This window comes from Prosthecobacter fusiformis (assembly GCF_004364345.1).
Classification (GTDB): Bacteria; Verrucomicrobiota; Verrucomicrobiia; order Verrucomicrobiales; family Verrucomicrobiaceae; genus Prosthecobacter; species Prosthecobacter fusiformis.
The window spans coordinates 701664-725253 of the sequence record NZ_SOCA01000003.1; the positions used below are offsets into that span (position 1 = coordinate 701664).

At 51.6% G+C, this 23590-nt stretch carries 25 protein-coding genes; 12 read left to right on the plus strand and 13 right to left on the minus strand.

What is annotated here, in order from left to right; all coding sequences use genetic code 11:
* Positions 1-8: 8 nt before the first annotated feature.
* On the minus strand, positions 9-410 hold the full coding sequence (locus EI77_RS12130; protein WP_133795520.1) for a type IV pilin protein: 402 nt from the start codon (positions 408-410) through the stop codon (positions 9-11).
* Positions 411-686: 276 nt separating this feature from the next.
* Between EI77_RS12130 and EI77_RS12135 the strand changes: the two genes are divergently transcribed.
* Positions 687-2312, plus strand: a complete 1626-nt coding sequence (locus EI77_RS12135) for a sodium:solute symporter (protein ID WP_133795521.1) — start codon at positions 687-689, stop codon at positions 2310-2312.
* Positions 2313-2317: 5 nt separating this feature from the next.
* Here EI77_RS12135 and EI77_RS12140 read toward each other — a convergent pair whose 3' ends face one another.
* From EI77_RS12140 to EI77_RS12165, 6 genes are all read right to left on the minus strand, one after another.
* Positions 2318-2980 (minus strand): bifunctional nuclease family protein, encoded by a 663-nt coding sequence (locus tag EI77_RS12140; RefSeq protein WP_133795522.1) that lies wholly within the window; start codon positions 2978-2980, stop codon positions 2318-2320.
* 91 nt (positions 2981-3071) lie between these two features.
* Entirely contained in the window at positions 3072-3377 is a 306-nt protein-coding gene (locus EI77_RS12145) for a hypothetical protein (protein ID WP_133795523.1), read from the minus strand.
* A 47-nt stretch (positions 3378-3424) separates the two neighbouring features.
* Entirely contained in the window at positions 3425-4864 is a 1440-nt protein-coding gene (locus EI77_RS12150; protein ID WP_133795524.1) for a DNRLRE domain-containing protein, read from the minus strand.
* Positions 4861-5379 (minus strand): sigma-70 family RNA polymerase sigma factor, encoded by a 519-nt coding sequence (locus tag EI77_RS12155; RefSeq protein WP_133795525.1) that lies wholly within the window; start codon positions 5377-5379, stop codon positions 4861-4863. The genes EI77_RS12150 and EI77_RS12155 overlap by 4 nt, the downstream gene beginning before the upstream one ends.
* A gap of 72 nt (positions 5380-5451) precedes the next feature.
* Entirely contained in the window at positions 5452-7659 is a 2208-nt protein-coding gene (locus EI77_RS12160) for a protein kinase family protein (RefSeq protein ID WP_133795526.1), read from the minus strand.
* 146 nt (positions 7660-7805) lie between these two features.
* Entirely contained in the window at positions 7806-8027 is a 222-nt protein-coding gene (locus tag EI77_RS12165; protein WP_133795527.1) for a hypothetical protein, read from the minus strand.
* Between the two features lie 308 nt (positions 8028-8335).
* Between EI77_RS12165 and EI77_RS12170 the strand changes: the two genes are divergently transcribed.
* The 6 genes from EI77_RS12170 to ppnP all read left to right on the plus strand — a co-directional run bounded on the left by EI77_RS12170 (position 8336) and on the right by ppnP (position 11974).
* The gene (locus tag EI77_RS12170) at positions 8336-8677 is read left to right on the plus strand and encodes an ATP dependent DNA ligase (protein ID WP_166647209.1); all 342 of its coding nucleotides are present in this window, start codon (positions 8336-8338) and stop codon (positions 8675-8677) included.
* Between the two features lie 318 nt (positions 8678-8995).
* Positions 8996-9214, plus strand: coding sequence for a hypothetical protein (locus EI77_RS12175; protein ID WP_133795529.1), 219 nt, complete (start codon positions 8996-8998; stop codon positions 9212-9214).
* Between the two features lie 50 nt (positions 9215-9264).
* Complete coding sequence (locus tag EI77_RS12180) at positions 9265-9756, plus strand: YciE/YciF ferroxidase family protein (protein ID WP_133795530.1); 492 nt, start codon at positions 9265-9267, stop codon at positions 9754-9756.
* A 254-nt stretch (positions 9757-10010) separates the two neighbouring features.
* Positions 10011-11042 carry a TIM barrel protein gene (locus EI77_RS12185; protein WP_133795531.1) on the plus strand — a complete coding sequence of 344 codons (1032 nt, stop codon included), beginning with the start codon at positions 10011-10013 and terminating at the stop codon, positions 11040-11042.
* A gap of 126 nt (positions 11043-11168) precedes the next feature.
* Entirely contained in the window at positions 11169-11564 is a 396-nt protein-coding gene (locus tag EI77_RS12190; protein ID WP_133795532.1) for a Minf_1886 family protein, read from the plus strand.
* An 80-nt stretch (positions 11565-11644) separates the two neighbouring features.
* A complete protein-coding gene (gene ppnP, locus EI77_RS12195; RefSeq protein WP_133795533.1) occupies positions 11645-11974 on the plus strand; it encodes a pyrimidine/purine nucleoside phosphorylase in 330 nt (109 codons plus the stop codon).
* A gap of 31 nt (positions 11975-12005) precedes the next feature.
* Here the strand turns inward: ppnP and EI77_RS12200 are convergent, their stop codons facing one another.
* From EI77_RS12200 to EI77_RS12225, 6 genes are all read right to left on the minus strand, one after another.
* Complete coding sequence (locus tag EI77_RS12200) at positions 12006-12728, minus strand: GDSL-type esterase/lipase family protein (protein WP_133795534.1); 723 nt, start codon at positions 12726-12728, stop codon at positions 12006-12008.
* Between the two features lie 104 nt (positions 12729-12832).
* Positions 12833-15010 (minus strand): GumC family protein, encoded by a 2178-nt coding sequence (locus tag EI77_RS12205; protein ID WP_133795535.1) that lies wholly within the window; start codon positions 15008-15010, stop codon positions 12833-12835.
* 18 nt (positions 15011-15028) lie between these two features.
* Positions 15029-15685, minus strand: a complete 657-nt coding sequence (locus EI77_RS12210) for a polysaccharide biosynthesis/export family protein (RefSeq protein WP_133795536.1) — start codon at positions 15683-15685, stop codon at positions 15029-15031.
* Between the two features lie 21 nt (positions 15686-15706).
* Complete coding sequence (locus EI77_RS12215; RefSeq protein WP_133795537.1) at positions 15707-17059, minus strand: outer membrane beta-barrel protein; 1353 nt, start codon at positions 17057-17059, stop codon at positions 15707-15709.
* 44 nt (positions 17060-17103) lie between these two features.
* Positions 17104-17964 (minus strand): FecR domain-containing protein, encoded by an 861-nt coding sequence (locus EI77_RS12220; RefSeq protein WP_133795538.1) that lies wholly within the window; start codon positions 17962-17964, stop codon positions 17104-17106.
* A gap of 36 nt (positions 17965-18000) precedes the next feature.
* Positions 18001-19425, minus strand: a complete 1425-nt coding sequence (locus tag EI77_RS12225; protein ID WP_133795539.1) for an exopolysaccharide biosynthesis polyprenyl glycosylphosphotransferase — start codon at positions 19423-19425, stop codon at positions 18001-18003.
* A 196-nt stretch (positions 19426-19621) separates the two neighbouring features.
* Between EI77_RS12225 and EI77_RS12230 the strand changes: the two genes are divergently transcribed.
* The 5 genes from EI77_RS12230 (at position 19622) to EI77_RS12245 (ending at position 23540) form a co-directional block, all read left to right on the plus strand.
* The gene (locus EI77_RS12230; protein ID WP_133795540.1) at positions 19622-20305 is read left to right on the plus strand and encodes a response regulator; all 684 of its coding nucleotides are present in this window, start codon (positions 19622-19624) and stop codon (positions 20303-20305) included.
* 301 nt (positions 20306-20606) lie between these two features.
* On the plus strand, positions 20607-21671 hold the full coding sequence (locus tag EI77_RS12235) for an NAD-dependent epimerase/dehydratase family protein (RefSeq protein WP_133795541.1): 1065 nt from the start codon (positions 20607-20609) through the stop codon (positions 21669-21671).
* Positions 21672-21709: 38 nt separating this feature from the next.
* On the plus strand, positions 21710-21895 hold the full coding sequence (locus EI77_RS23355; RefSeq protein ID WP_166647210.1) for a hypothetical protein: 186 nt from the start codon (positions 21710-21712) through the stop codon (positions 21893-21895).
* An 8-nt stretch (positions 21896-21903) separates the two neighbouring features.
* Positions 21904-22482 carry an FkbM family methyltransferase gene (locus EI77_RS12240; protein ID WP_166647211.1) on the plus strand — a complete coding sequence of 193 codons (579 nt, stop codon included), beginning with the start codon at positions 21904-21906 and terminating at the stop codon, positions 22480-22482.
* Between the two features lie 17 nt (positions 22483-22499).
* Complete coding sequence (locus tag EI77_RS12245; protein ID WP_133795543.1) at positions 22500-23540, plus strand: NAD-dependent epimerase/dehydratase family protein; 1041 nt, start codon at positions 22500-22502, stop codon at positions 23538-23540.
* Positions 23541-23590: the final 50 nt, after the last annotated feature.

The following is a 23590-nucleotide window of genomic DNA, read 5'->3' on the forward strand; positions in this document are numbered from 1 at the left end:
GTGACAGCTCAGTTTCCCTGAAAAACATAGACGGGCTGGTCCTCCTGCCAGCTTAGATACCGCATGGCTCCGGTGATTTCCTCCTCGTCCAATTGGCTGAGGCGGAAAGTGCGGCCGGAGAAAGCTCCGGTGGTGGCTTTCCGACCTTCGATGAGGTTCCCTATCGTCGTCCTCATGTCACCTGGTTGGACTACAGGTGCACCGCTGGCAATGGCCCCCATGGAGAGTCCCACAACTTCTTGAGCATTCCTTTGGTCACGAATTTGGAGCATGGTTTCACGATGCACACCGCCGAGATAAGTGATGGCGATGGAAGACAAAATTCCAATGACGGCGATGACGATCAGCATCTCTGTCAAACTGAAGGCCTGGCGTGGTGCAGGATGGAGATGTTTTAAATTGGTGTTCATGAGACAAAAAATTTACAATAGAAGTTATATTCTTTGCTGTTATTCGCAATCTCTAAGGGTTAGAAAATGTCTGACAAGCCGTTCTCTGGTTTTCCGTCTTTTCTTATGAGGACAGATATTAGGATTGTATGGTATCGAAATATTTTCGGGCCACCGTGGGTTCAATAGGATGCATGGAAAGTGAACAGAGGGTGTCCCTTCGGCTTTGTGATCTATCCACACTGAAGAATTCACAAATTTCTTGGCGGCCTGGGTAAACCCCTGCGAGATTGCGCGATGCCCTACATTATCGACGCGCTCGTCATCCTCGCTTATTTTGGGATCATCATTAGCATCGGCCTGTCCCAGCGCAGCAAGAGTGGCAGCATGGAAGGCTTTACGCTGGGGGATCGACAAATCGCCTGGTGGGCAGTGCTGGCCTCGATTCTGGCGGCGGAAATCAGTGCAGGGACTTTTTTCGGTGCGCCCGGGGAAGGGTATGCGCTACGCAACTATACGTATATTCAGCTCATGGCCGGATACCTCCTGGCAAGACTGGTGGTGAGCGCGGTCTTTATTCCAGCCTATTACCGGTATGGAGTGGTGAGTGTGTATGAATTTCTCGGTATTCGTTTTGGTCCGCTGACCCGTCGTTGGGCTTCGGGTATCTTTTTGGTCACCCGGCTGCTGGCAAGTGGATCCCGCCTGTGGGTGCCGACGGTGATCCTGGTGCTGGGCTGGAAGCTATACGTGAATCCGAATACCACGCCGATGCAGGAGTTCTGGCTGTATGCGGGTGCGTTGGTGGGCATCACGGTCCTGACAGCCATTTATACTACTCTGGGGGGCATTCGGGCGGTGATCTGGACGGATGTGATCCAGATTGGCGTACTGTTTTCCGCTCTGGGTTTCGCCCTTTGGTATCTGCTGGGGCATACGGGTGGCTGGGCTGCACTTCAGGGAGCCATCCAGGAACCGGCGATGATTGACTGGGGCAGTCCTGATCCCGCTCATCCAGGTGCATGGGGCTGGGTAAAAGGAATTTTGGAGACAGAATACACCATCTGGGCAGCCTTCATCGGCAGCACGTTTGTCACGCTTGCTACACACGGAACAGACCAGGACATGGTCCAGCGCATGCTGACGGCAAAAAATAAACGCCAGAGCGGCATGGCGACCATTCTATCAGGGGTCTGTGACATCCCGGTCAACTTCATGGTGCTGAGCATCGGCATCCTGCTGTATGTTTACTTCCAGGCCAATCCGTCTGAACTGCTGCCGAAGAATGTCAAAGGCACCGTGGACAGCAGCCAGGTGTTCCCCTATTTCATCCTCAACGTGATGCCACAGGGGCTGCGCGGTCTGGTGGTGGCGGGGGTTCTCGCGACCGCGATGGGATCGCTGAGCACCGCGCTGAATTCGCTGGCGACCAGCTATGCACGCGACTTTCACTTTCGCTGGTTTGGCGAGCCCTCAACCGATGCTGGCCAGGTGAGGGTGCTGCGTTTTAGCACGGTCTTGTTTGCCGTTCTGCTCATTGGGGTGGCTCTGGCCACAGCCTGGGTGAAGGCGCACAACCCTAGCCTGCGCATCATCCCGATCATTCTCGGTGTTTTTGGTTATACCTATGGCTCGCTACTGGGAGTTTTCATGGTCGGCCTCTTCACCAAGACTCGGGGCAATGATCTGGGTAACGGTATCGGCATGCTGGCCGGATTTATAGTGGTGGCCTACCTCAGCGGCCTCGACCAAGGGCTGGCTGCCACGCTGGGTATGGGGGAGGGAATTTCCCGGCCTGATTGGATGCCTATCGTGGAGTTTCCCTGGCGCATCTTTTTTGGCACGGTCGTGACCTTTGCCGTGGCAGTGCTGTTTCCCACCTCCTTGGTTATGCAGCGCCACCGCTACCTGGCGGAAAAATAAGCAGCTTACTTGGGCTTCTTCCACTCTTCGCCTTCGTCGTCGTCGTCATCCATGCCGGTGTATCCGTCATCGTAGCCATCGTCGTCTTCGTCCTCATCCTCGTCATCTTCGAGGTTGAGGCCTTCCAGAGCTTCCAGGTCGAGGTCATCTGGATCGATTTCATCCGGATCTTCTTCGTCCTCATCCTCGTCGGAGGATTCTTGATCACTGGCGGCGGATTCCTCCAGCCCGCGTTTTTCGATTTGGGCAAGGGTGTCCGTCACGTCTTCCACAGTGTCCCAGACTTTCCGGGCGACAAACAGAGGTGCGCCCTGCTGGACTGCCATGGCGATGCTGTCACTTGGGCGTGCATCCAGCTCAATGAGCTTGCGCTGGTGGAGTTCGTTGGCCGCGGAAAGAATCATGCGTGCGTGAAAGACGCTGCCTTCCACGTGATTGATGATGATGCGCTCCACCTTGGCTCCAAAGGCAAGCAGTACGCTGCCTAACAAATCGTGTGTCAATGGTCGGTCCTTGGCCACGCCACGCATAAACATGGAAATGGCTGTGCCGACGGATTCATCGACATAGATGACAAAGGTCTTTTCGCTATTGCCCAGAAAAACGGCAAAACTGCCGTCCAGAGGCAGGACAGCACGTACTTGGGCTTCGACGACTTCGCGGTTCATGCTGCGAATTTAAGCCCGGCGGGGCTTGGATGGCAACACCGCCGGGCGATTTATTACAGATAAGACGACAGCCGTGGGCCAGGCGCTGCCGCTACCAAGTCTGACGGCTGATTTGGCGGTCAAGCTGCTGGCCGTAATTGCGCATCTTTTGGTCCTGAGATTCGACACTGGAATAAGGAGCCGGACCTGCAGAATAATTGGGCGTGTAAGCAGGAGCGCCGCTGCTGTAAGTGGCACCACCATAGCTGGAGCCGCTGCTGTAGCTGGGCGTGGTGGAGCGGGGCTTATTGGGAACGCCGAGGAAATTCACGTCATTAGAGCCGTAGAGAAACTGCTTGCAGCTAGTGAGACCAAGGCTGTAAACGGCAAGGCCAAGGCAGAGGAAGTTGAATTTCATCCCAAGGATATGCCATTTGAGGGTTCAATTGGCATATCCTTTATGGATTATTCCTCGACCCGGACTTTGAGCATGGGCGGTGTATTCCGGGTGTTTTCCTTGCTGGCAAAGGCATGGGCCAAACCGTTACGAGCCGTTTCATCCGTTTCACGAATGATGATGAAAGTCGCCATGCCGTTGCTGTCCATGCACAGAAAGTTTGCCAGCGCCTCGCCTTTCATAGTGAAGGCTCCGCGCGTGGTGCCCTGCGGGACGATGAACTGCCCCAGCTTCGTTGCCTGCCCTTCGACAGGACTAATCCGGTGCTCCGTAGCCAGGCTATGGGCAGGGGCATTGGACCAGGAAATCTCGTTTTCGCTCCATGCATCCTGGGTTTCATCCGTGAGGCCGTAAACAGTGAAGACTGCATCTGGCACGAGGGAGGCAAAGCCCAGATCGCTAGGCTCCACATGAAGGGTGAACTCGGCTTCTGCGATCTGTTTTCCTGTGAAACGACTCAGGTCAAAGGCGACGTAGGCTTTCCGATCCAGGCTTTCATCGTGGGTGGTGTGCTTGATGCGGAGATACGATTCGCGGCCAGTCACCCGCTGACGCAGGTTGGACTGGATCCAGGAGTCCTTGCCACGGCCAAAGGCGGTCGTCAGGATTTGCCACCCGTCTCCCAGATTATTGATTGGCCCAGGAAGCCAGCGTCCAGGTTCAGGCTGATCATCCTGGCTGACTGCATCCGGGTAGGAGGCGCTTTTGATGAAGCCGCCATAGTCCACACGCTGGCCTGCCCGCAGTTCTTTGCGGCCTTTTTCGCCTTTCCTCTCCACTTCCACCAAACCTTCGATGACATGGACGAGGCATTTTCCATCCTCCCCGGCGCTGATGCCGAAGCGGGTGCCGTAGTCCACGACTTTGGTCTCTGCGGTGTGGATGGTGAAGCCTTTTGCCTGCTGGGGCACCTCAGCAACGACGGTGCCTTTTTTGACGCGGCATTCCATGGCGGAGATCACCTCCAGGGTCACGGGGGCCTCCAGAGCCACTTCCGCTCCGCTGGCAAATTTCAAGGTGGCGATGCCGTCGAGCAATTCCAGCATGCCTGGTTGCAGGCTGGATCCTTCCAGTGTGGGGAGGGCACTATTCCCCCATTTACAGTCGTTGGCCTTGGTGAGGGTGGCGACAGGCGTGGGTTCACGCCCGATCAACCAGACTGCGCCGGCGGAAACAATAGCCGCTGCGATGGGCAGGACGAAGCGAGAAACCTTCGATGAAAGACTGAATGCTTTTCGGGGAAGGGGAGGCGTGGCTTTACCCAAAAGAGCGTCTGCAGGAGTCACCCGCATTTCAGCATCCATCAGTGCGGCCTGGGCCAGCAGCGTGCGGACCTCTGGATTTTGGCGCAGGGCATCGTTGAGGCGGGTCTGTTCCTCCGCCGTCAGCGCGTGGTCGCGTGCGCGCTCCCACAGTTCCAGCCAGTGCCAGGTTTCGTCAGGTTTCATGAATGTGTCTCCAGTTGTTTTTGCACGCACTGCATGAGGCTCAGGCGTACACGGCTAAGGGCGCGATAGATGGCAGCTTCGGTGCGGTTGACCCGCTCGGCGATTTGATCAATCTCGAGGTCGTCAAAGTAACGCAGGTGCACCAGTTGCCGGTGTTCCGTGGGCAGGCGTGTCAGGCAGGCGCGCAGGGCATCCTGGCGTGCTGAGCCATCTTCCGAAAGCTCTGACACAGCATGCCCCAGGGCTTCCAGCGCATCTTCGTCCAGGGGCAGATGCTCTCGCTTTTTTTGGCGACGGTGGGTGAGGATCTGGTGGAATGCCGTTTTGCGTGCCCAAGCAATAAAATTGGTACCCAGGGTGAAGTCATCGAAATGTTTCCAAAGCAGCAGCTTGGTTTGCTGAAGGATGTCCTCAGCCTCGCTATCACGCGGCACCAGGCCATGGACATAGAGGGAAAGTGACCGCTCGTGAGCGGTCAGCAGTTCCAAAAAGACGGTAGTCCGGTCATCAGCCATGCAAAGGATACAGGCAGGAAGTGTCCAGGATTGGACAGAAAAATGCGATTCCGGGCGAAATCAGCCACGGATTTATAAGTTGTCCTTCAATGTGGATGCGGGGGGCTGTAGCAATCCCCCTGATGGTGGTGGGGCCGTTTCTGGAGGTAATGCTGGCTCAGTGACCTGTGGTGCAGCAGGCCCGCGAGGTGGTTCCGGGGTCAGTGGAGCCGAAGCTGAAGGGACACTGGAAACGGGTGTGCCTGACTGCACGGGAATCGCTTTGATGACGGGCGATTTTAACCAAAAGGCGTCTCCTGAAAGATGCGCCAATACTGCGCCAGCGACAATGGACCCACCGATGAAAACCGCAGCCCGTAGCCAGAATGGAACAAACTCTTCGGGTGCCAGCAAAACCTCATTGGGGTGGATCGTGGGTGGCGCATCTGCTGCTGTTTTAGCCCAATCGTGGGTCGTTCCGCGCTCCATGACTGAGGTGTCGCGAAACAGCAATTCGGCGAAACCGATGGTTGGCTTCTCGGATATGGGAGCACCGCCGCTTGTCAGCGCCATCGGCGGATTCGTGAAGGGTGCGTTTTTGTCAGCCGCCGATTCGGCCGAAATCGTCCGCATGCGTGAGGGGGCTTTAGCGGCAGCAGGGACGAGAGGCTCCGAAGCAGGGGCTGGTGAAGGCTTCACCAGTTCGTGGTGTTGCAGAATGCGGGCATACCGAGCGAGGAAATCGGCACGGGGACAAGCTTTTTCCTCTTTGTATCTCTGAATTTCTTCATCAAAAAGCCGGGCGATGGACTCACGGTCTCGGGTTCCGCCGGGAGTCTCGGTATGCTGTCCCGGAACGGCCTCCAGGCCTACCAGGAAACGTCCGACGGCAGACAGCCATGCGCCATTCCAGACAGTCGGTTTTGCCGAATTGATCTGCGGCAGCAGCACTGCGGGGTTGAGCCCCCGGCCAGCCATAGCGGCAAGGGTGGGATGGCCGCGAAGCAGGAGGGAAAAGGCTGGCCATTCATTGAGCTTGGTCAGCATCAGCCTGGCTGTGCGTGCATCTTCACGCGGAAATCCTGTGAGCAGAAAGATATCCTCAAGACGCAGTCTTTGGGCCTCAAGACCTGATTTTTCCAGGGAATCCAATGCGCCATCCAGTCCGGCGAGTACCAAGTATGCTTCATGAACATTCAGCGAACGCCGCTCACGCAGTAAATCGGCCAGGCTAACTCCTTCAGCCATTTCTTCCGCGATGCAGGTGATCTCCTCTCCCTCATGCAGAAGAACCAGAGGGATGACATCAGGAAACTCGCGCTTTTTAGACAAGCTCATTCCCTTTTCCGCCAAAGTTCGTACACTCGGTCCTGCAAGGCGCTCGGGCAGCATCTGCTCCACCAGGACCGTCCGGCCTGTCTTCGTCAGCGTGCCGCGCATCGAGTAGGGATTGGACATATCCAGTCGCTGGCTCTGAATGCGGATCAGATTCACCACTCCCCGTGCGACTTCTTGATAACTGGCCAAGAGGGGCGCTAAGAGGGCGCGAGGCTTGTGTGCCGTGGGGATTTCGCCCGTTAATTGCTCTGGAGCCAGTTTTTGCAGTGCCGTCTTGAGTTCCCGGAGTGAGGTCACTGAGCTACGGTCTGCCGCCAAAAGGCAGGCGGCTAGCAATTCCATAAAATCTGTCCCGGGCAGCAATTGGTCTGGCAGGGTAGGGCCGCCGCCTGATTGATCCTGAAAAAATGCACGCAGCATTTTGGCCGGTTTATCGAAGGTTTGTTTCAGGCCCTGATTACGGGTCTCCCCGGCGGCGAGTAATCGGTAATCCGACAGTTGGATTTGTAACTGCTGGGAGCCTGTTTGTACCACACGCAGGCCATTTAAGATGTTGTCTGGAAGAAGGTCTGACCGCTCCATGAGAGCGATGACCGTTTCCAGGGCACGGCACGCCACCATCACGGCCAGCCAGCCAGGGATTTCTTGTTGCCGGGCCAGGTAAGCTCCCAGCGTTTCTCCGTCCACATTTCCCGTGATGTAAAACGGATTTCCCTCATCTTCACCCGCCTCCTTCAGCGGTGCCAGGAGAGGATGCCCCCGCGCTTGCAGCCGACGACAGGCTTCCTCAAATGCAGCACGGTCCGCCAGGGGCTCCAGTAGCACATGGCAGTGTACGAATTCTTGCGTCAGAGTATCAAAAGCCAATACAGCGACTTGATTCGCGTCACGAATCAACTCGACGTTACTCCCGTCCGCGTCCTGGACGATTTGATATTGCCTGAAAAGACTGGGTTCCGGCATGGGACTGCGTGGGGAAGAAAGGATAGTGCCAAGTCTGCGCCTTGAGACGCTCTTTTCAACAACAGACTCTCCAGGATGTCAATTCATTGCCTGGGGCTCCTCAATCGCAGCTCGTTCTCAAAATCTGTCTGCAAGCGCGGATTTTTTCACGCTAACAGGATTTCCCGAGCCCGGGCCTCCAGTTTTTCACGGCAACGGTCATCACACAATTCCTCGTATGCCTGCAGGCATGCCGCCTCTAGCTCCCACGGCTGCCGATCTGGGAACTCGTAATCAAAGCTTTTGATGTAAAATGCCACCCGATGTTCCTGCTCAGGTGTGCTTAGACCTGGATCTTCTGCACCAATGGTTGGGTACTCAGTTTTCATGGTAAATGGGCATCGCCAACCAGAAAGCGGCTGGATGTATGTGAGTGCACACGTCCAAAATTAATCTTCTGAACGATATCATTACCCACCTTGGCACACTTCGTCGGTCCTTTGCTCTCTTTAGGTCGCCCGCTGCCTCTTTCTTTAGCCAGCCCATGTCACTCTCTGTCCCCTGCTTACCCATCCATAGTCAGTTGCAGCCTCGCTTACAGTGGCTCTCTGGTCGCCAGGGTCACCAGCTCAAGAGATCTCTGCGACCACGGCCCGTTGCCGGGCAGCCGCATCTTCGAGCACGGGGTCAGAAAAAAATGCAACAGATGTTTTTCGTCGGTGCCTACTGCTTGCAGGCGGAGCGGCTGAAGGAGGTGCTCATTGGGCAGCGGTCCAAAAAAGGGCTGCATTATGTTTCCATGGTGAGCGTCTCTGTCATCCCCGGCCTGCGTAAAAAGCTCTTCAACCAATTGCGCATGCTTCACGTTTATGATTGTCCCTTTGCAGGTATGCCTGACCACACGCCTAAGGCCCTCACGGATGAAAAATTGGAGCACTGTGTTTGGGTTGAGCCTACGACTAAAGTCTTGGTCGAATTTGAAGAGTGGTCAAAATCTGGCCATCTCCTCCACCCTTCTGTAGTCCGGATCGTGGATTAGTGCCTGCTTTAGCGACAAAGCTGACGCAGCCTTTAGTGACACCTTTTGGGCAGGCAAACCTGAGGGGCAATATCATCTGAAACCCCTGCTTTGAGTCATCGGAGAATTTCCGTTCTGAATCAGTGGAATTTTCAGGGGGCCACCCTCGCTCACGCTTGCGATGCATTGGGAAGGGAGCTGCTGCCCATGGCCCTGCCGGGTCCGGGTTTCCTTCACTGCTTCATTGCGCCCTTCGGGTGCTGCCTAACCAAATAGATGCCTGTCAATGAGCTTGGTCGCCAAGCCCAGGCGCAGGCTTCAATCCAATTTTCTGTTCCTATGTCCGCTGCACCGTCCAATTCTGAAACTGTCATAGATGCCCCACCTGTCTGGGATGAAGAGACAATCCGCACCCTCAATAGGCACATGCGCATCCGTTTTCGTTATCTTTCATCGGCTGTGCGGCAGATGACCCTTCTCCAGTGCATGGATGAAGTCAGCCCTTCAAGAGGTGTGAATGCACTCATTGAGCAGGTGGAGAAAAAGCTGAGCCTCTAAAAGAGACCTGACACATCCGGTTTCTGGCAACGTGTCGAATCATCACCGCTATGAAACTTCAAACACTTGCAGACCTCTATATTCACGAACTCAAAGATCTCTACAGCGCTGAAAAGCAGTTGATCAAAGCCTTGCCAAAAATGGCCAAGGCCGCCACCAGCGAAAAGCTTGCCCAAGGCTTCAAAAAGCATCTGGAGGAGACCAAAGAACACGCGGCACGCCTTGAAAAGCTGCTGGCTGCTCACAGTCAGACCACTCGCGGCCCTCGTTGCAAAGGCATGGAGGGCCTTCTTAAGGAGGGCGAAGAGCTTATCGAGGAAGAACCCGATGCAGAAGTCCTCGATGCGGGGCTCATCTCCGCAGCTCAGCGAGTTGAGCATTACGAAATCGCCGGTTACGGCTGCGCTCGCACCTATGCCGAGCTTTTGGGGGACAAAGAAGGAGCCAAAATTCTTCAGACTACCCTGGATGAAGAAGGTGCTACGGACAAGATACTCACCGAGCTGGCCCTCTCCGAAATCAATATTGCGGCAGATAAATAACACTCTGGGACTCGAAATGAATTTTGGTATCCAGGGCTAAAGGCCTGAGCCCAAAAGTTGCAGATTTTGCAATTTTTGGGTGCAGGCAGGAATGAAACCGCCGAGAAGGGCAGGGTTTAACGGCGTGAAACACTCCGCATCCGTTTTAGCGGTGCAGTTTGCTGATGAAAATGAGCAACAAGGAGGGCGGTATCACGTTTTTCCTTTTCCAGGTCTCAAATCATTCCTATTTATTGGCCTCGATCTAAATTCATATGAGTCTCTCTAAACCAAAACTTCATAATGCAATGTGGCCCGGCCTTGTAGGCAAGGGCGATGGCGACGGCCAAGAACCGCCAATCAGCCTGGAGCGCATGCTTGACCTGACTGCCGCAGCCGAAGTGGGCGGTCAAAAATTCGAAGGCATTGATTATTTCCTTTTCCATCCTCACACTGATCCGCAGGCGAGTGATGACGAACTGAAAAAAATTGCCGACCTTATTGTTAGCAAAGGCTTTGATGTCGGCTCCCTGGTCGCTCCAGTGTGGCCAGGCACAGTGGGTGATTCAGCCATGGGCGATGACGCCGCACAGGCCAAGTTCTTGGAGGCTGTCAAAGTGGCTTGCCGTATCGCTAAAGTTTTCAACGAACATGGTGTGCGCAAGTATGGTGTCATCCGTGTGGATTCGGCCGAATTTGGTGTGGCCAAATGGCGTGAAAATCCCGTGGCTAACACGGCCCGGATTGTCGATACCTTTAAAAAAGCTGCCAAAATCGCAGCTGATCATGGTGAACGTCTTGCCGCAGAAGGTGAGATTTGCTGGGCGGGGATGCACTCATGGAAAGACATGCTGGACGTGCTGGAAGGTGTTGGAATGCCTGAATCCTTTGGTTTCCAGGCAGATCTGGCGCACACTTACCTCTACACATTGGGGTATAACGCCCCAGAGCATGCCTTGGTCAAAGAAGGTTATTCCGATGCCGAATTTTGGGCTGCCTATGAAAAGATGACTGACAAACTCCGTCCTTGGACCATCGATTTCCACGTTGCTCAAAATGATGGCCAGGTGCATGGAGCTGGTTCCCATGATAAAACGGGCAAGCATTGCCCTGCTGACGATCCGAATGGCAAGCTGGACATCACCAAAGCTGCTGGCTACTGGCTAAAAGACGCCGCGAGCCGTGGCATCCAGCACATTTGCTGGGATGGCTGCATGTTTCCAAATGCGATGCTGGAGACTCCTTCGACCTGGAATAACATCCTGGATGCCATGATCAAGGTGCGGAATGCACATGGCTGGGCTTAATGCTGCACATGGAATTTCAATCTGGCAGTCTGGTCGCGTCATTGACCGGCTAGGCTGCCTGATTTTATTTTGGCAGTTGTCCGTAAACCTTTCAGCGTTTACTCACACCGCCCGTATTCCTTTGGTATGTCAGATCTCCCCTTCAACTATGCCATTCTGCAGGCAGTGGAAAAAGATTCCCGTTATCACCCTCATGCCTATGAGTTTGTGCGGGACGCCCTGCATGTGGCGGTGAAGCATTTCCGTGAAGGACAGGAAGACCAGCATGTTACCGGTCAAGAAGTGCTGGAAGGGGTGCGTCTCCATGCTCTTGCCGAGTATGGGCCGATGGCTTTCACCATTCTCAGCGAATGGGGGATTCACCAAGGCGAGGACATCGGTAATATTGTCTATAACTTGATCGAAACGAGTTACTTTGGAAAAAACGAAGGAGACAGTTTAGAGGATTTTGGAGGTGGATACCATTTTGAAACGGCTTTCTCTGAGCCTTTCAAGCCGCGTCTGAACCGGCAGGAGGCCTGATTACAGGCCTTTTAGCGTAGTGAGATTTGCTCAAAGCTGCGCTTGAGATGGACCCAAGTCTGCGCATTCTGCTGGGCTCTATGCCCGCCATTCCTGCCGAATTTTCCCAAGTCACCGCGATCACCAAAGCCAATGTTTATTTTGACGGCAAGGTGGTCAGTCACACGATTGTCTTCCCCGATAGCCGTAAAAAGACCTTGGGACTCATCTATCCTGGTAGCTATCATTTTGGCACAGAGAAAGCGGAGCTCATGGAAATCGTCGCCGGCACCTGTGAAGTGAAACTTGACGGTAGCGAGGACAAATCCTCTTACTCCGCAGGACAGGTCTTCGAAGTGCCTGCGAAGTCGGGCTTCGATATTTCTGTCAAAGAAGGCATTTGTGAGTACATCTGCTCTTTTATTGGCTAAGAACTCCTGGGAGCCGGAAGGATCAACGGGTTTAACACTTCTTTGTCACTCTTGCCCATTCTTCGCGTAGGATGGGATCAAGAATTTTGGTCCATTCAACATAGCCTTCAGGGCTTAAGTGGAGAAGATCTTTGGCATAATAGATCCTGATTGGATGGCCTTTCTCATCGGCCAAGTAGCTCGTGCAGTCCACATAGCGGGCCCAATCATGATCCTCCGCCCACATTTTAAGCTGGCGGTTGACCTCGTGCACTTGAGGTATTTGAGTGATGCGCTTTTCACCAATTTTTACCGAGGTGATAATGACCCTGGCCTCGGGCAGTTGCTCATGCACCTTATTCAGAAACCGGGTATAGTCGCTCAAAGTCTCCTCGACGGTCAGTCCTGCATTGATATCGTTGCTACCTGTGTAAGTGACGATCAGTTTGGGTTCATGCCTTGCGACCAGGGTATCAAAATGAACGACCAAGTCATTTGCTACACTGCCTCCAAAGCCGCGATTTAGCACCGGCAGATTAGCGAAGTCTTTCTCCAACGTTTTCCACAATCGGATGCTGGAACTGCCTGTAAAGACAATGCCTCCACTTTGCGCAGGCTGAGCCGAAAAGGCTGCAATTTCTTTAGAGAAGCGCTCTGGATTTGGCCGGGGCGTAGGCTCCAGTGCTAACAGGCTGGAACCGACAAGGAATGCTGTAAGACAAAGACTTTTCATTGAAGAGGAATGAACGTGTCCAGTGCGCCTTGGCTTACGCATGAATTGTTGTGAATGACGCGTGGTTACCCGTTCGGGTACCCTTCTTCTAGGGTAGTCTGACCCATTTATAGCGCCACTGGTTGATTTAGGTTGATAATTCAGTCCTAAGCGGAAGCACCATAAACTCCCTTGCTGCCATAATAGCCTGGGCTGTAATGGTAATAGTAACCACGAGACCCTTCAGGAACATTGTTCAGAATGAGACCGGACGGCGATTTACCACTTTCTCCAAGCAAGTTTAACGCTCGCTGAATGACAGTGCTGGGGGTCTTTTTCCAATGAATCACTAAAAGCACAGTTTGAACATGTGGTACAATGACCAATGTGTCACTAACGGCAACGATTGGGGCTGTATCGATCACCACTCGATCAAAGTGCTTGAGAGCTAATTCAAGGAGTTGAGGGAATGCATTACTGGCGAGGAGCTCAGCAGGGTTGGGGGACCTGAAACCTGCCGGAATCACCCGGAAAGTGCCGGAATGGGCCGGAATCGGGGAGCTGTGGATCACGTCAGTGAATGTAGCCTGACCAAGCAGATATTCAGTCAAGCCAGGTTTACGATCTTCACCGTAAACCGATGCCGAAACTTTGGGTCGGCGTAAATCTGCATCAATCAACAAAGTTTTTAATCCCTGCTGAGCCAGGCTCAAAGCATAGTTACAAGAACAGAACGTCTTTCCTTCCGAAGGCAGTGCACTTGTCACCACAAAAACCCGGCGGTCTTCTTCCTTGCCTAACAGATTGGCCATGACCCTCAGAGACCGGAATGATTCAGCCACAGGGCTATGCTCGGCATGTTTCAAAATCGCCCCTGCCTCGTCCGAGTATTTAGCCTTATTGATGGTTGCAAGAACGGGTAATCGCAGGATTTTTTCGGCCTGATCGACGGATTTGATCGTCCGATCCATAAAGAACAGGAGGAAAATAACCCCAGCCGCCAATGCGAAACCACCGCCAACTCCGCTACTAATGATGCGTGATGGTTGAGGCCAGATTTGATAACCTGGAGCCGATGGCAACTGATGCAGCTTGAGCTTGCTCTGATCCATTCCCTTCGTGAGATCGACCTCCTTCAGGCGGCTGATCACAGATTCATAGACCGCCTTGTCAGACTCCATTTCACGTTTACGGACGTTGTATTCGATCGAGAGAGCATCTAGTTCAAATGACTTCTTCTCTTGCTCAGCCAGAGCCTCCTGAAGTTTTTTCTCGTTTACCTTGGCGCTTTCTAAAGAGGCAAGAAGAGACGCTTCCAATGACACGGAAACCTGGGGCAAAGCCTCTCGGAAGCGTGCTTCCAAATTGGCAATATCGCTCTGTGCGGCGGTGTATTTTGGATGCTTGGACTTGTAACGGCTCTGCAAGGCCGCAAATTCAGATCGGCGCGCAGCAAGTGCCGTGCTTATGCCATTCAAAGTGGGATGGTTGGCGACGATTTGTAGATTCACGGCCTCGTCAGGACGCGATTTCATCTGTAACAGTGCCGCGTAATCTGTTTCCAAGCGAACTCTATCATTGGTCTGCTGGCTAAGTTTGCTGCTGATGTCTTGTAGCTGGCTGACAACGAGGTTTTGATTTTCCTCCAAAGAAACAGCGTTGTTTTCTACACGGTATTTTTGGAGGGCCTGCTCTGAAAGTTCGACTTTTTTCCTTAGCCTCTCAGCTTCCTGCATCAAGAACTCGTTAGCCACGCCCACTGACTGAGACCGTTGTTCAAGGTCCCATTTCATCACACCTTTGGCGGTGGCAACGGCAAGGTCCCGAGCAACGATTGGATCTCCATGTGTAGCCGTAATATCTAGCAAGCGCGTACCAACTCGGGGGGCAGCTTTCAGCGCCCCGGATAAAATACCTACCGCCTGAGGAAGAGCGTCCTCTGCGGAAGGAAGTTTGCCTCCAAACAGGTCTGGCCGTGTCTGAAGTTTTTCACGGTCGATCAGTCTCTCCAAAAAGGTGGAAGATCGCATCGTGGCGGCGAGGGTATTCATCGCCTCTGTATTTGCCCAATCCTTATCGGTGACTTCCTTTACATCAACGACCCTTTGTTTTTCTTCCACCTCTAAAGTTGCATTGGAAGAAAAAACCGGTTTGGCTTGCTTGAGATACCCATAGGAAACGGCAGCCCCAATCAAAGGCAAAAGAATCAGCAACCAAAGTTTCTCTCGGGCAGTGATGAGCAATCCACGCCAGTCGAAATCTGCTTCAGACTCGAGATCCTGTGAAAATGTTTTGGGAAGATTCAGCCGAGTTGGACCTTGAGGTGGTAGGGAAGAAAGAGACATGAATTGCCAAGGATCCTATTAAAAAAAACTTTCTGGAACAGTGATCACATCGCCTGCACGGACTTCAAATCTCACCACTTGTTCGCTTTTTGCCTGGCTTTTGCCGTCCACTTTATAGACCATTTCCTTGCCGTTTTCTTGGCGTTTGACCGTTATCCTTCCAGGACTGGCCAAGCGGGTAAAACCGCCTGCACTCCCAATTGCTTGGAGCAATGAAATCCTCCCTCCCGCCGGAAGTGGGTAGGCACCCGGCGAAGCAACCTGTCCCAGGACTGTGAAGGTTTCCTGAACGGCTTCGGTAATTGATACAGAAACCTGAGGATTGACCAGATAATCTGCTGCCAATGCACGTCTGATTGATTCAGCTGCCTGGACCGAGGTTTGGCCCGCAACCTTGATCCGGCCGATCAAAGGCATCATGATCGTCCCATCAGAAACCAAACGGTCTTGCCGATTAAGTTCGGGTTCCCCGAAGACTGTTACTGAAATGACGTCATTGGCACGCAACACGTAATCGCCACCCACCACCGTCAACGGTGGTTGCCCTGGATCCGCCCCTGATTCTGAAGGATTTTGTGCCTCTACGGATGAGACAACCCAAACAAAAAAGCAAACTTTCAATAATCTACGCAATACGCTGTAGCTAGACCAAGAAGGCGATGAAGTGAACGTCATGCTGTGAAGGGTGCCGAATCCTCAATAAGCCAGGGTGAGAGAAACGCCAACCTGATTTCTTGAAAAGGAATTGCCAGCAGTGGTATCGTTATTCGTGAACTGATAGAAGAGATTCATGCTCAGATGCGACGAGAGGAAGAATGTGAAAGCGGGACGGACGAAGAAGTAGTCGTCTTCACGTCCGGTGAATTCGTCGCCACCGGTGGATTCATATTGAGCATTTTCAAATCCAATGGAGAGACTTGCGCTCACGCGGCTAGTAAGCTGCAAATTGCTGGTGAATGCCAGACCCGTGCTGTAAAACATTCCATCGGCTGCTCCAATAGAAGGTGATGCATTGCGATAAGCGCTAAGCTGAAGTCCCAATTTCTCCGTGGGATTGTAATAGACACCAATGCGACCAATTGCGGCTATCATTGATTCGCCGCCGTCATATTCCCTTTGCTCAACACCCAGGCTGCCTGCAATTCCTGTCTTTGCTGTAGCAGACCAATTGAAACGTAAATTCACATTATAGGCATTCGCATTGCGGTTGTTGTCTTGCTGGAGATGATCGTAGCCAACACCCAGTCCAAGACGTGTTTTGGGTGTTACGGCATAATCCACAAACAAGCCTAACGCAAAATTGCTAAAGCTATTGAATGCTTCGTATTCAGAAATGTTGGTATTTAGAGTTGCTCCAATGGTTGTCTTGGGGGATACGTCATAAGAACCACCAAGCCCAATGGTGTAGGTGTCTGATGAGACAAGATTGCCAACCTCAACGTTACCGTTCTCATTTCTTGAGTAGCCAACGTTTGCATACATTCTGCTGCGAGCACCATTGATTCCCAGGGACATTGACAGGTTATGATTGATGACATTATCAATATTCTCTTCAGAAAACCATCGGAACTCAGGAGAATAACGAAGCTGAAAATCCAATCCATGCCCAGGCTGACCAAAAGTCAGAACGCCATATGGACTGACGCTGAAAATCTGGGTGTCGCCACTTTGTCCGCCGCCAATGGCGGCATTGCCCGCATCAAGGTTGAAATTGCTATCGTATTCCCACGCTGTGGTTAGTCCGTAATGAAGAGCCCAAGGACCCGAGCGAACGGATTCTTCCGCCACACTCGTCATGCCATCCCACCATGCGCTCATGTCTCCCGTGGTTTCTGCAGAAGTAGCGATTGTATCGTTGGTCAGTTCGCGCTGCTGAGGTCGAGTCGAACCTTCTGGAGTGATTTCGTAGCGATTGGTCGCCGAGGCTTGGCCAAGTTGCCTCGCAGGAGTGAACTCTTGCGCAAGCATCAAATTCTGAGAGAACCCAACTAAAATGACTGCTATCGGAAAGCAGCTTTTTCTAGATAGCAGAGAGGTTAAAGGTCTCATGGGAGTTATGGGAGGGAGTTAGGAGCTGATTGACCTTAGCTTGATTAAGGCTGTTCGGGGGAGACGATGCTGTCCCGCTCTGCGGAATTCGATATGCCAGCAGGAGGTGTCAAAGTTGGTAGTCCTGCGGCGCTCAATACCCCATTGATTTGTCCGATCACAACATTTAGAGCCGCTGATTGGGCATTCAAAATCATATCTGTTAATTGTCCTAGGGCTGTTTGAAATGCATCCCTGGCTTGTCCAAGTTCAGTTATTGAAGATACTGAAACAGCGCTGGTATAACCGCCAGCACCGTCTGGGCTATAAGTTGTGGTTTGCCCTGTTGCCAAGTTGATAACTTTCGAACCTGTCCACACACCGTTTGCGTAGGTGGAGATGAGAACCGAACCTGCAGGGACATCAATCATTAGATTTCCCTTGATTGTCACCGTCACCGTTGAAACAAGGCATACGGTGGTGGTTGTGCCGTCAGCGGCCTTGCTAGTCTGCCAAACGGTACCTTTAGACTGTATAGACTCTTTGCCTGCCATAATGGTAAAAGCTGGTCCTGAGCCACTACGCTCGGGATCAACTGAGCAGCGTAATGTGCCATACAAAAGATCAACCACGGCTCCGCCTGAATCATTTTGCACAGATCGTATGGATAATTGTGTGTTGCTATCGAGGACCACTAATTGTCCTTCCCCTAGTGCCACTGCTACGCGACCATTACTGCCAGTTGTAATAACGGAACCAGCGGGGACTGTTTGTTTGATAGTCACTGGGACAGTTGCAGACTGTCCCACCATTAAGATGGATGGTTCGCCTTTACTAGCTAATATGACAGGTTGCAGAAGTGCAGCGGAAGCTTGAACTGCAATGGCAAGCATTGTCAGCAGCAGTGTTGGGAGCTTAATTTTCATTTAATTTACGCTTTTAAGTAGATGATACTTGTGATTTCAGTAAGCAGTCTCGGGTGCGCGCCATAATTGCAACGCGGTTTTTGAAATAATTTCGAAATCTAGCGGCAGGGACCAATGTTCAATATAGAACACGTCAGAGCGTAACCGATCAGCGATCTGACCCACATGGGTGATTTCGCCGCGAAATCCTTTAACCTGTGCCAAACCAGTGATGCCGGGCTTTACAAAATGGCGCAAAGGATAATCCTCAATCACCTTGGCAAATTCTGCATCGTGCTGAGGAAGATGTGGGCGAGGGCCTACGACACTCATGTCACCCACCATCACATTGATAAACTGGGGCATTTCATCAAGACTTGTGCGCCTGAGCCATCGGCCAAAAGGGAAAATTCGTGAGTCACTGCGGCTTGCCTGTTGGCTCTCAGTACCATGACCAACATGCATGCTGCGATATTTGTATAGCGTAAAGCGTTCATTCTGAAGGCCTGATCTCATTTGACGATGAAAAATCGGCCCTGGCGATTGCTTTCTTTGCACCAACCACACTAAAAGTGTCAGGGGAGGAAGCACAAACAAGCACACCGGCAGTGCAATAGCCATGTCCAGCAAGCGTTTCAATATGCGGTTTGTGGGGCATTCTAATGGTTCTTCACGAATGCTGATCAGCTGCAAGTCACCGTCGCGGTGAATTGAGATCATTTTGGCGAACTCAGGATCCAGATCCAGCGCGACAATCATGCGGCATCCGAGTCGGTCGCACAATTGTTTCAATTTCACCAATGAGGCAGAATCGAGTTGGAAATGATGCACAATAACCATGGCTGGTCGCCTTTTACGCAATTCAGGTTCAAGTGCTTCCAGTTCTGTTTTAAAACCATCGCCATTCTCCTCTAGCAGATCTTGAAGGTTGATGGTCTCCTGGAGGTTCACTCCATACCATTGGTGACGGGCGAGCCAATTATGAATACGGTCGTTGCCTGTGTTACCATTGCAAACCACGACGGCGTCATATCGGTAACGCCCTTTAAAAAGATGTTTGGAGAGCCACTGGGGCAGCAAACGATGAATGAGAGTAAGAACAGGTAACAAGCCTACGACAAACCATAATAAAAAAAGTCTTGACACACCCTGATCCTTGCTCGCAAGCATATATAGCCCCAGCATAATTAGTACGGCCAGGGTTTGTTGAGAAGCCGCGCCGAGTGAAAAAATCCAACGATTCGCGCTATTTAGCTGATATGTTCTGTTCCCTGTGCTTCTCAAATGATCCACCAGGAACCCGAGGACAATCAAGAACAGAGACATGCCATAGACCTGCATCGTGGCAGGAGACCGAAGCGCCACGCCCCCCAGCCCATTGAAGACGACCGAATAGGATATGCCAAACCAAACAAGGCAGGCAATCAGCGAGCCTATAGCGATGAGGGTGGCAATCCCTCGTGACCTGTTTTCCAGCACCATAACGCAATGTTCAAATTTTGGTAAGCGGTTTTGATACCAAAGTCTCTGTTTATGATTCCTGAAGAAATGTAAAGGTTTTCGTGACTGTGTTCACTTTGTCCTACATACTGAAATGGTGAATGAGAAAATAAATATGGAAACGAAACGGAAACAAATGTAACCACAGCGGTAAAGTCGCGTAAAAGTATGAAAACCTATGCCTTCTCCAATTTCTAGCAAGCATTTATTAATTATTGATGCTCATGAGATCACAAGGCAAGGATACATCACAGTGCTTCGGAACTGGCGGGGAGGTTTGCAATTTGGCGAGGCTGGCACATTTCCCGAAGCTCTTCAGCACATTACAGACCGAACGTGGGATCTCATTATTTTGGAGGTTTGCATGCCAGGGCGCAGCGGCCTTGAACTTCTTGACCAGCTTGCGTCCATCGAATGTGACTCCCCTGTCCTCATCTCAACTCTTTACGATGAGGAAACTTACGGAATCCGGGCCATTAGACGAGGGGTGAGCGGATATTTAAGCAAAACGGCCGGTAAGAAAGAATTTATCAATGCCGTTGAGATCATGTTGGACGGTAAAAAGTATCTCAGTGCGAATTTGATGCAGAGCCTCATGGACGCCATGCATCCTTCCGTTGTGAAAAGCCCGCATGACGACCTGTCCGACCGCGAATTTCAAGTTTTGCAGAGGCTGGCAGCTGGAGTCGCAATCAAACATCTTGCTTTAGAGATGTGCTTAAGCCCTAAAACGGTAAGTACTTATAAAACTCGCATAATGAAAAAATTAGGGGTATCATCTTTGGTGGGTCTGATTGAATATTGTTTGGAACATCGTCTTACGAGCAAACAAGAGGCATCTCGCATTGTTAATCAACGGTGATGTAGTCCCAAGGGATGGAGGTGTAGTCCTACGGCAGGCTTGAGCAATATCGTCTTCAATGCTAACAATATAATGATTCGGGGAAACCCATCTATTAATTTTAAAGTGTTGCTTCCGAGGGGAATGCACCGTGAATGGAACCAAAATGAGATTGACTTGGCTTACGTTGTGCTGAGCTTCATGAGGAGTGATTTCTTGTTATAGATATTCAAGGCCGAGCGTTAAAGCGGCACCAAGGGCGGTAGCATGCCGCATTAAGGCTGCCACCAATAATTCTAAAATTTTTAGGTAATTTTATTCGATGCGAATCCTCATAACAGGTATCTGCGGCTTCGTAGGTTCTGAGTTAGCTTGCACCTTAGCAGATCATGGTTCGACGACACATATTGTCGGTATCGACAATCTTTCCCGACCAGGGAGTTGGAATAACCGTGAACGCCTTACTGAACGAGGCATCAAAGTCATTCATGGCGATATTCGCTGTTCCGCAGATCTTGATTCTATCGGAGGCTGTGACTGGGTCATTGATGCTGCCGCAAATGCAAGTGTGCTCGCAGGCGTGCAGGGTTCCACCAGTTCTCGTCAGTTGGTAGACAATAATCTGAGTGGAACAATCAACCTTCTGGAATTCTGTAAAGTCCATAAGGCGGGTTTCATTTTACTTAGCACCAGCCGCGTCTATTCTATTGCGGCCCTATCGCAAATTCCCGTTGAAGTTAGATTAGGTGCTTTTATCCCCCAATCCTCAGCCTATGGAGAAAACCTTTCAGAAGCCGGCATCACGGAAACGTTCTCCACCGCTGCTCCTGTGAGCTTGTATGGTGCCACCAAACTCGCTTCAGAGGTGTTGGCACTTGAATACGGGGCTGCCTTTGATTTCCCGGTCTGGATCAACCGCTGCGGTGTCATGGCAGGTGCGGGCCAGTTTGGCCGTCCCGATCAGGGAATCTTTGCCTTCTGGCTGCACTCCTGGCGAGAAAAACGTCCCTTAAAATACATCGGTTTCGACGGTCAGGGGCATCAGGTGCGAGACTGTCTGCATCCGCGTGATCTTGTGCCTCTTTTGATGAAGCAAATCGCGGAGCCTGCCCGTAGCAACAAACCCCGCATCGTAAACGTCTCAGGAGGCCTGGACTCCGCGCGTTCACTTGCTCACTTAAGTCAGTGGTGTTCTTCCCGTTGGGGGCATCACCCCGTCAAGTCTGACCCTGAACCCAGACCCTACGACTTGCCTTGGGTGGTGTTAGACTCCAGCCTTGTTGCTCACACCTGGAATTGGCATCCCAAGACCTGTATTGAAATTATATTGAGTGAAACCGCGGATTTTGCAGAGGCACATCCAGATTGGATTACTTCATCACTATAAAATTAGTCCAATTTAGTAATCCACCAATGATTTGGAGCATGAAAAATAAAGTCAAAACAGCGCTTTTGTGTGTAGCAAGAATGGCAGAAAAAGGATTCAGACCAATCGTTTCACGCATCTATGGAAGACGTTCACCTTCAGGAATTGAGGAATGGAAGCATGTGGCGTTTTCATGGGGACAGTTTGGCGAAGACTTAATAGCTTGGGGTATATTAAAGAATTAAACACACCCATGGTCTACGTCGATGTAGGTGCTTTTCACCTCATTAAATACTCTAATACCTTGCTGTTTCACAAAAACGGCTGGCATGGCATTAACGTGGATGCTAATCCAGACACCATCCAACTTTTTAATTCTTACATGCCAAATGACATCAATTTACATTGTGCAGTCGGGCGTGATGAAAAAGAGGCAAACTTTTCTGTGTATAATTCAACCGGTGTTTGTGCAACAGGCAGATTAACTGAGAAATCATATTCCACATGTTCCATTTTGGGTGAAAGCGAAATTCGCAATATTGCGGTGAAAGTAAGAACACTCAGCAACATGCTGGAAGGAGCAAATTTTCGAGGAAAGAAAATTAGACTCTTGAACATTGACGTCGAGGGCCATGAATTGGAAGTGTTGATGTCAAATTGCTGGGATCGGTTTCGTCTTGTTCTCATTGCAGTTGAGCAGCATCCAGGCGACACCACCTCGATTAGCGGCTTTCTTGCCGAAAAAAAATTACACTTTAGTTGGAAGGTGCTCGATCACGTCCATCTTTATGGACAAAGCATTCATGCGATGATGGTATGTTTAGTTAGATAATAAAAGACTGCTAATCTATGAAACTGCTTGTTACAGGTTCCTCCGGTCTCATCGGTTCTGAAGTCTGCGTCCATTTCGCCTCCCTCGGATGGGAAATTCATGGGGTGGACAACAATCAGCGGGCTGTTTTCTTCGGCCCTCAGGGCGATACTCGCTGGAATCAGAGCCGCCTAGTTGAAAGCCTCGGCAAAGCCTTCCATCATCATGAACTCGACATCCGAGACCGTTCTGGCGTCCTCACCTTGCTGAAAGAAGTAAAACCTGACGCCATCGTCCACACGGCCGCCCAACCTTCGCATGACCGGGCTGCCGCTATTCCCTTTGATGATTTTGATACCAATGCCGTTGGCACCTTAAACCTTCTCGAAGCCACCCGGCAGGCCTGTCCAGAGTCCCCCTTTGTGCACATGTCCACCAACAAGGTCTATGGTGACCGGCCCAATAAAATCGCTCTTAAGGAAATGGAAACCCGCTGGGACTATTCTGATCCAGCCTATACTGATGGCATTTCCGAGGACTTTCCTATCGACCAGTCGAAGCATTCTCTTTTTGGCGCTTCCAAGGTCGCCGCCGATGTGATGGTTCAGGAATATGGCCGCTACTTTGGTCTGCCCACCTGCTGCCTGCGGGGTGGCTGTCTTACGGGTCCGAATCACACAGGTGTGGAGCTTCACGGCTTCCTCAGTTATCTCGTGAAGTGCAACCTTGAGGGTCGGGAATATAAGGTTTTTGGTTACAACGGAAAACAGGTTCGCGACAACATCCACTCCCACGATGTCGCGCGGTTTATTGGGGAATTTTTGAAAGCTCCCCGCCTGGCGGAGGTTTACAATATTGGTGGTGGTCGCGCCAACTCCTGCTCGATTTGGGAGGCGTTTAAGATCGCCGAAACTTTTTCAGGAAGGGTTCAGGTTTATCAATACGTGGACGAGAACCGCATTGGCGACCACATCTGCTACATTTCGAACCTCGCCAAAATGCGCGCCCACTACCCCGAATGGAACATCAGTATCAGCCTTGAAGAAACTATCCGGCAGATTGTAGAAGCGCACTCATAATGCCGAGCCACCATCTTGGCAGACAGAGCCAATATGCAACAGCCTTCAAA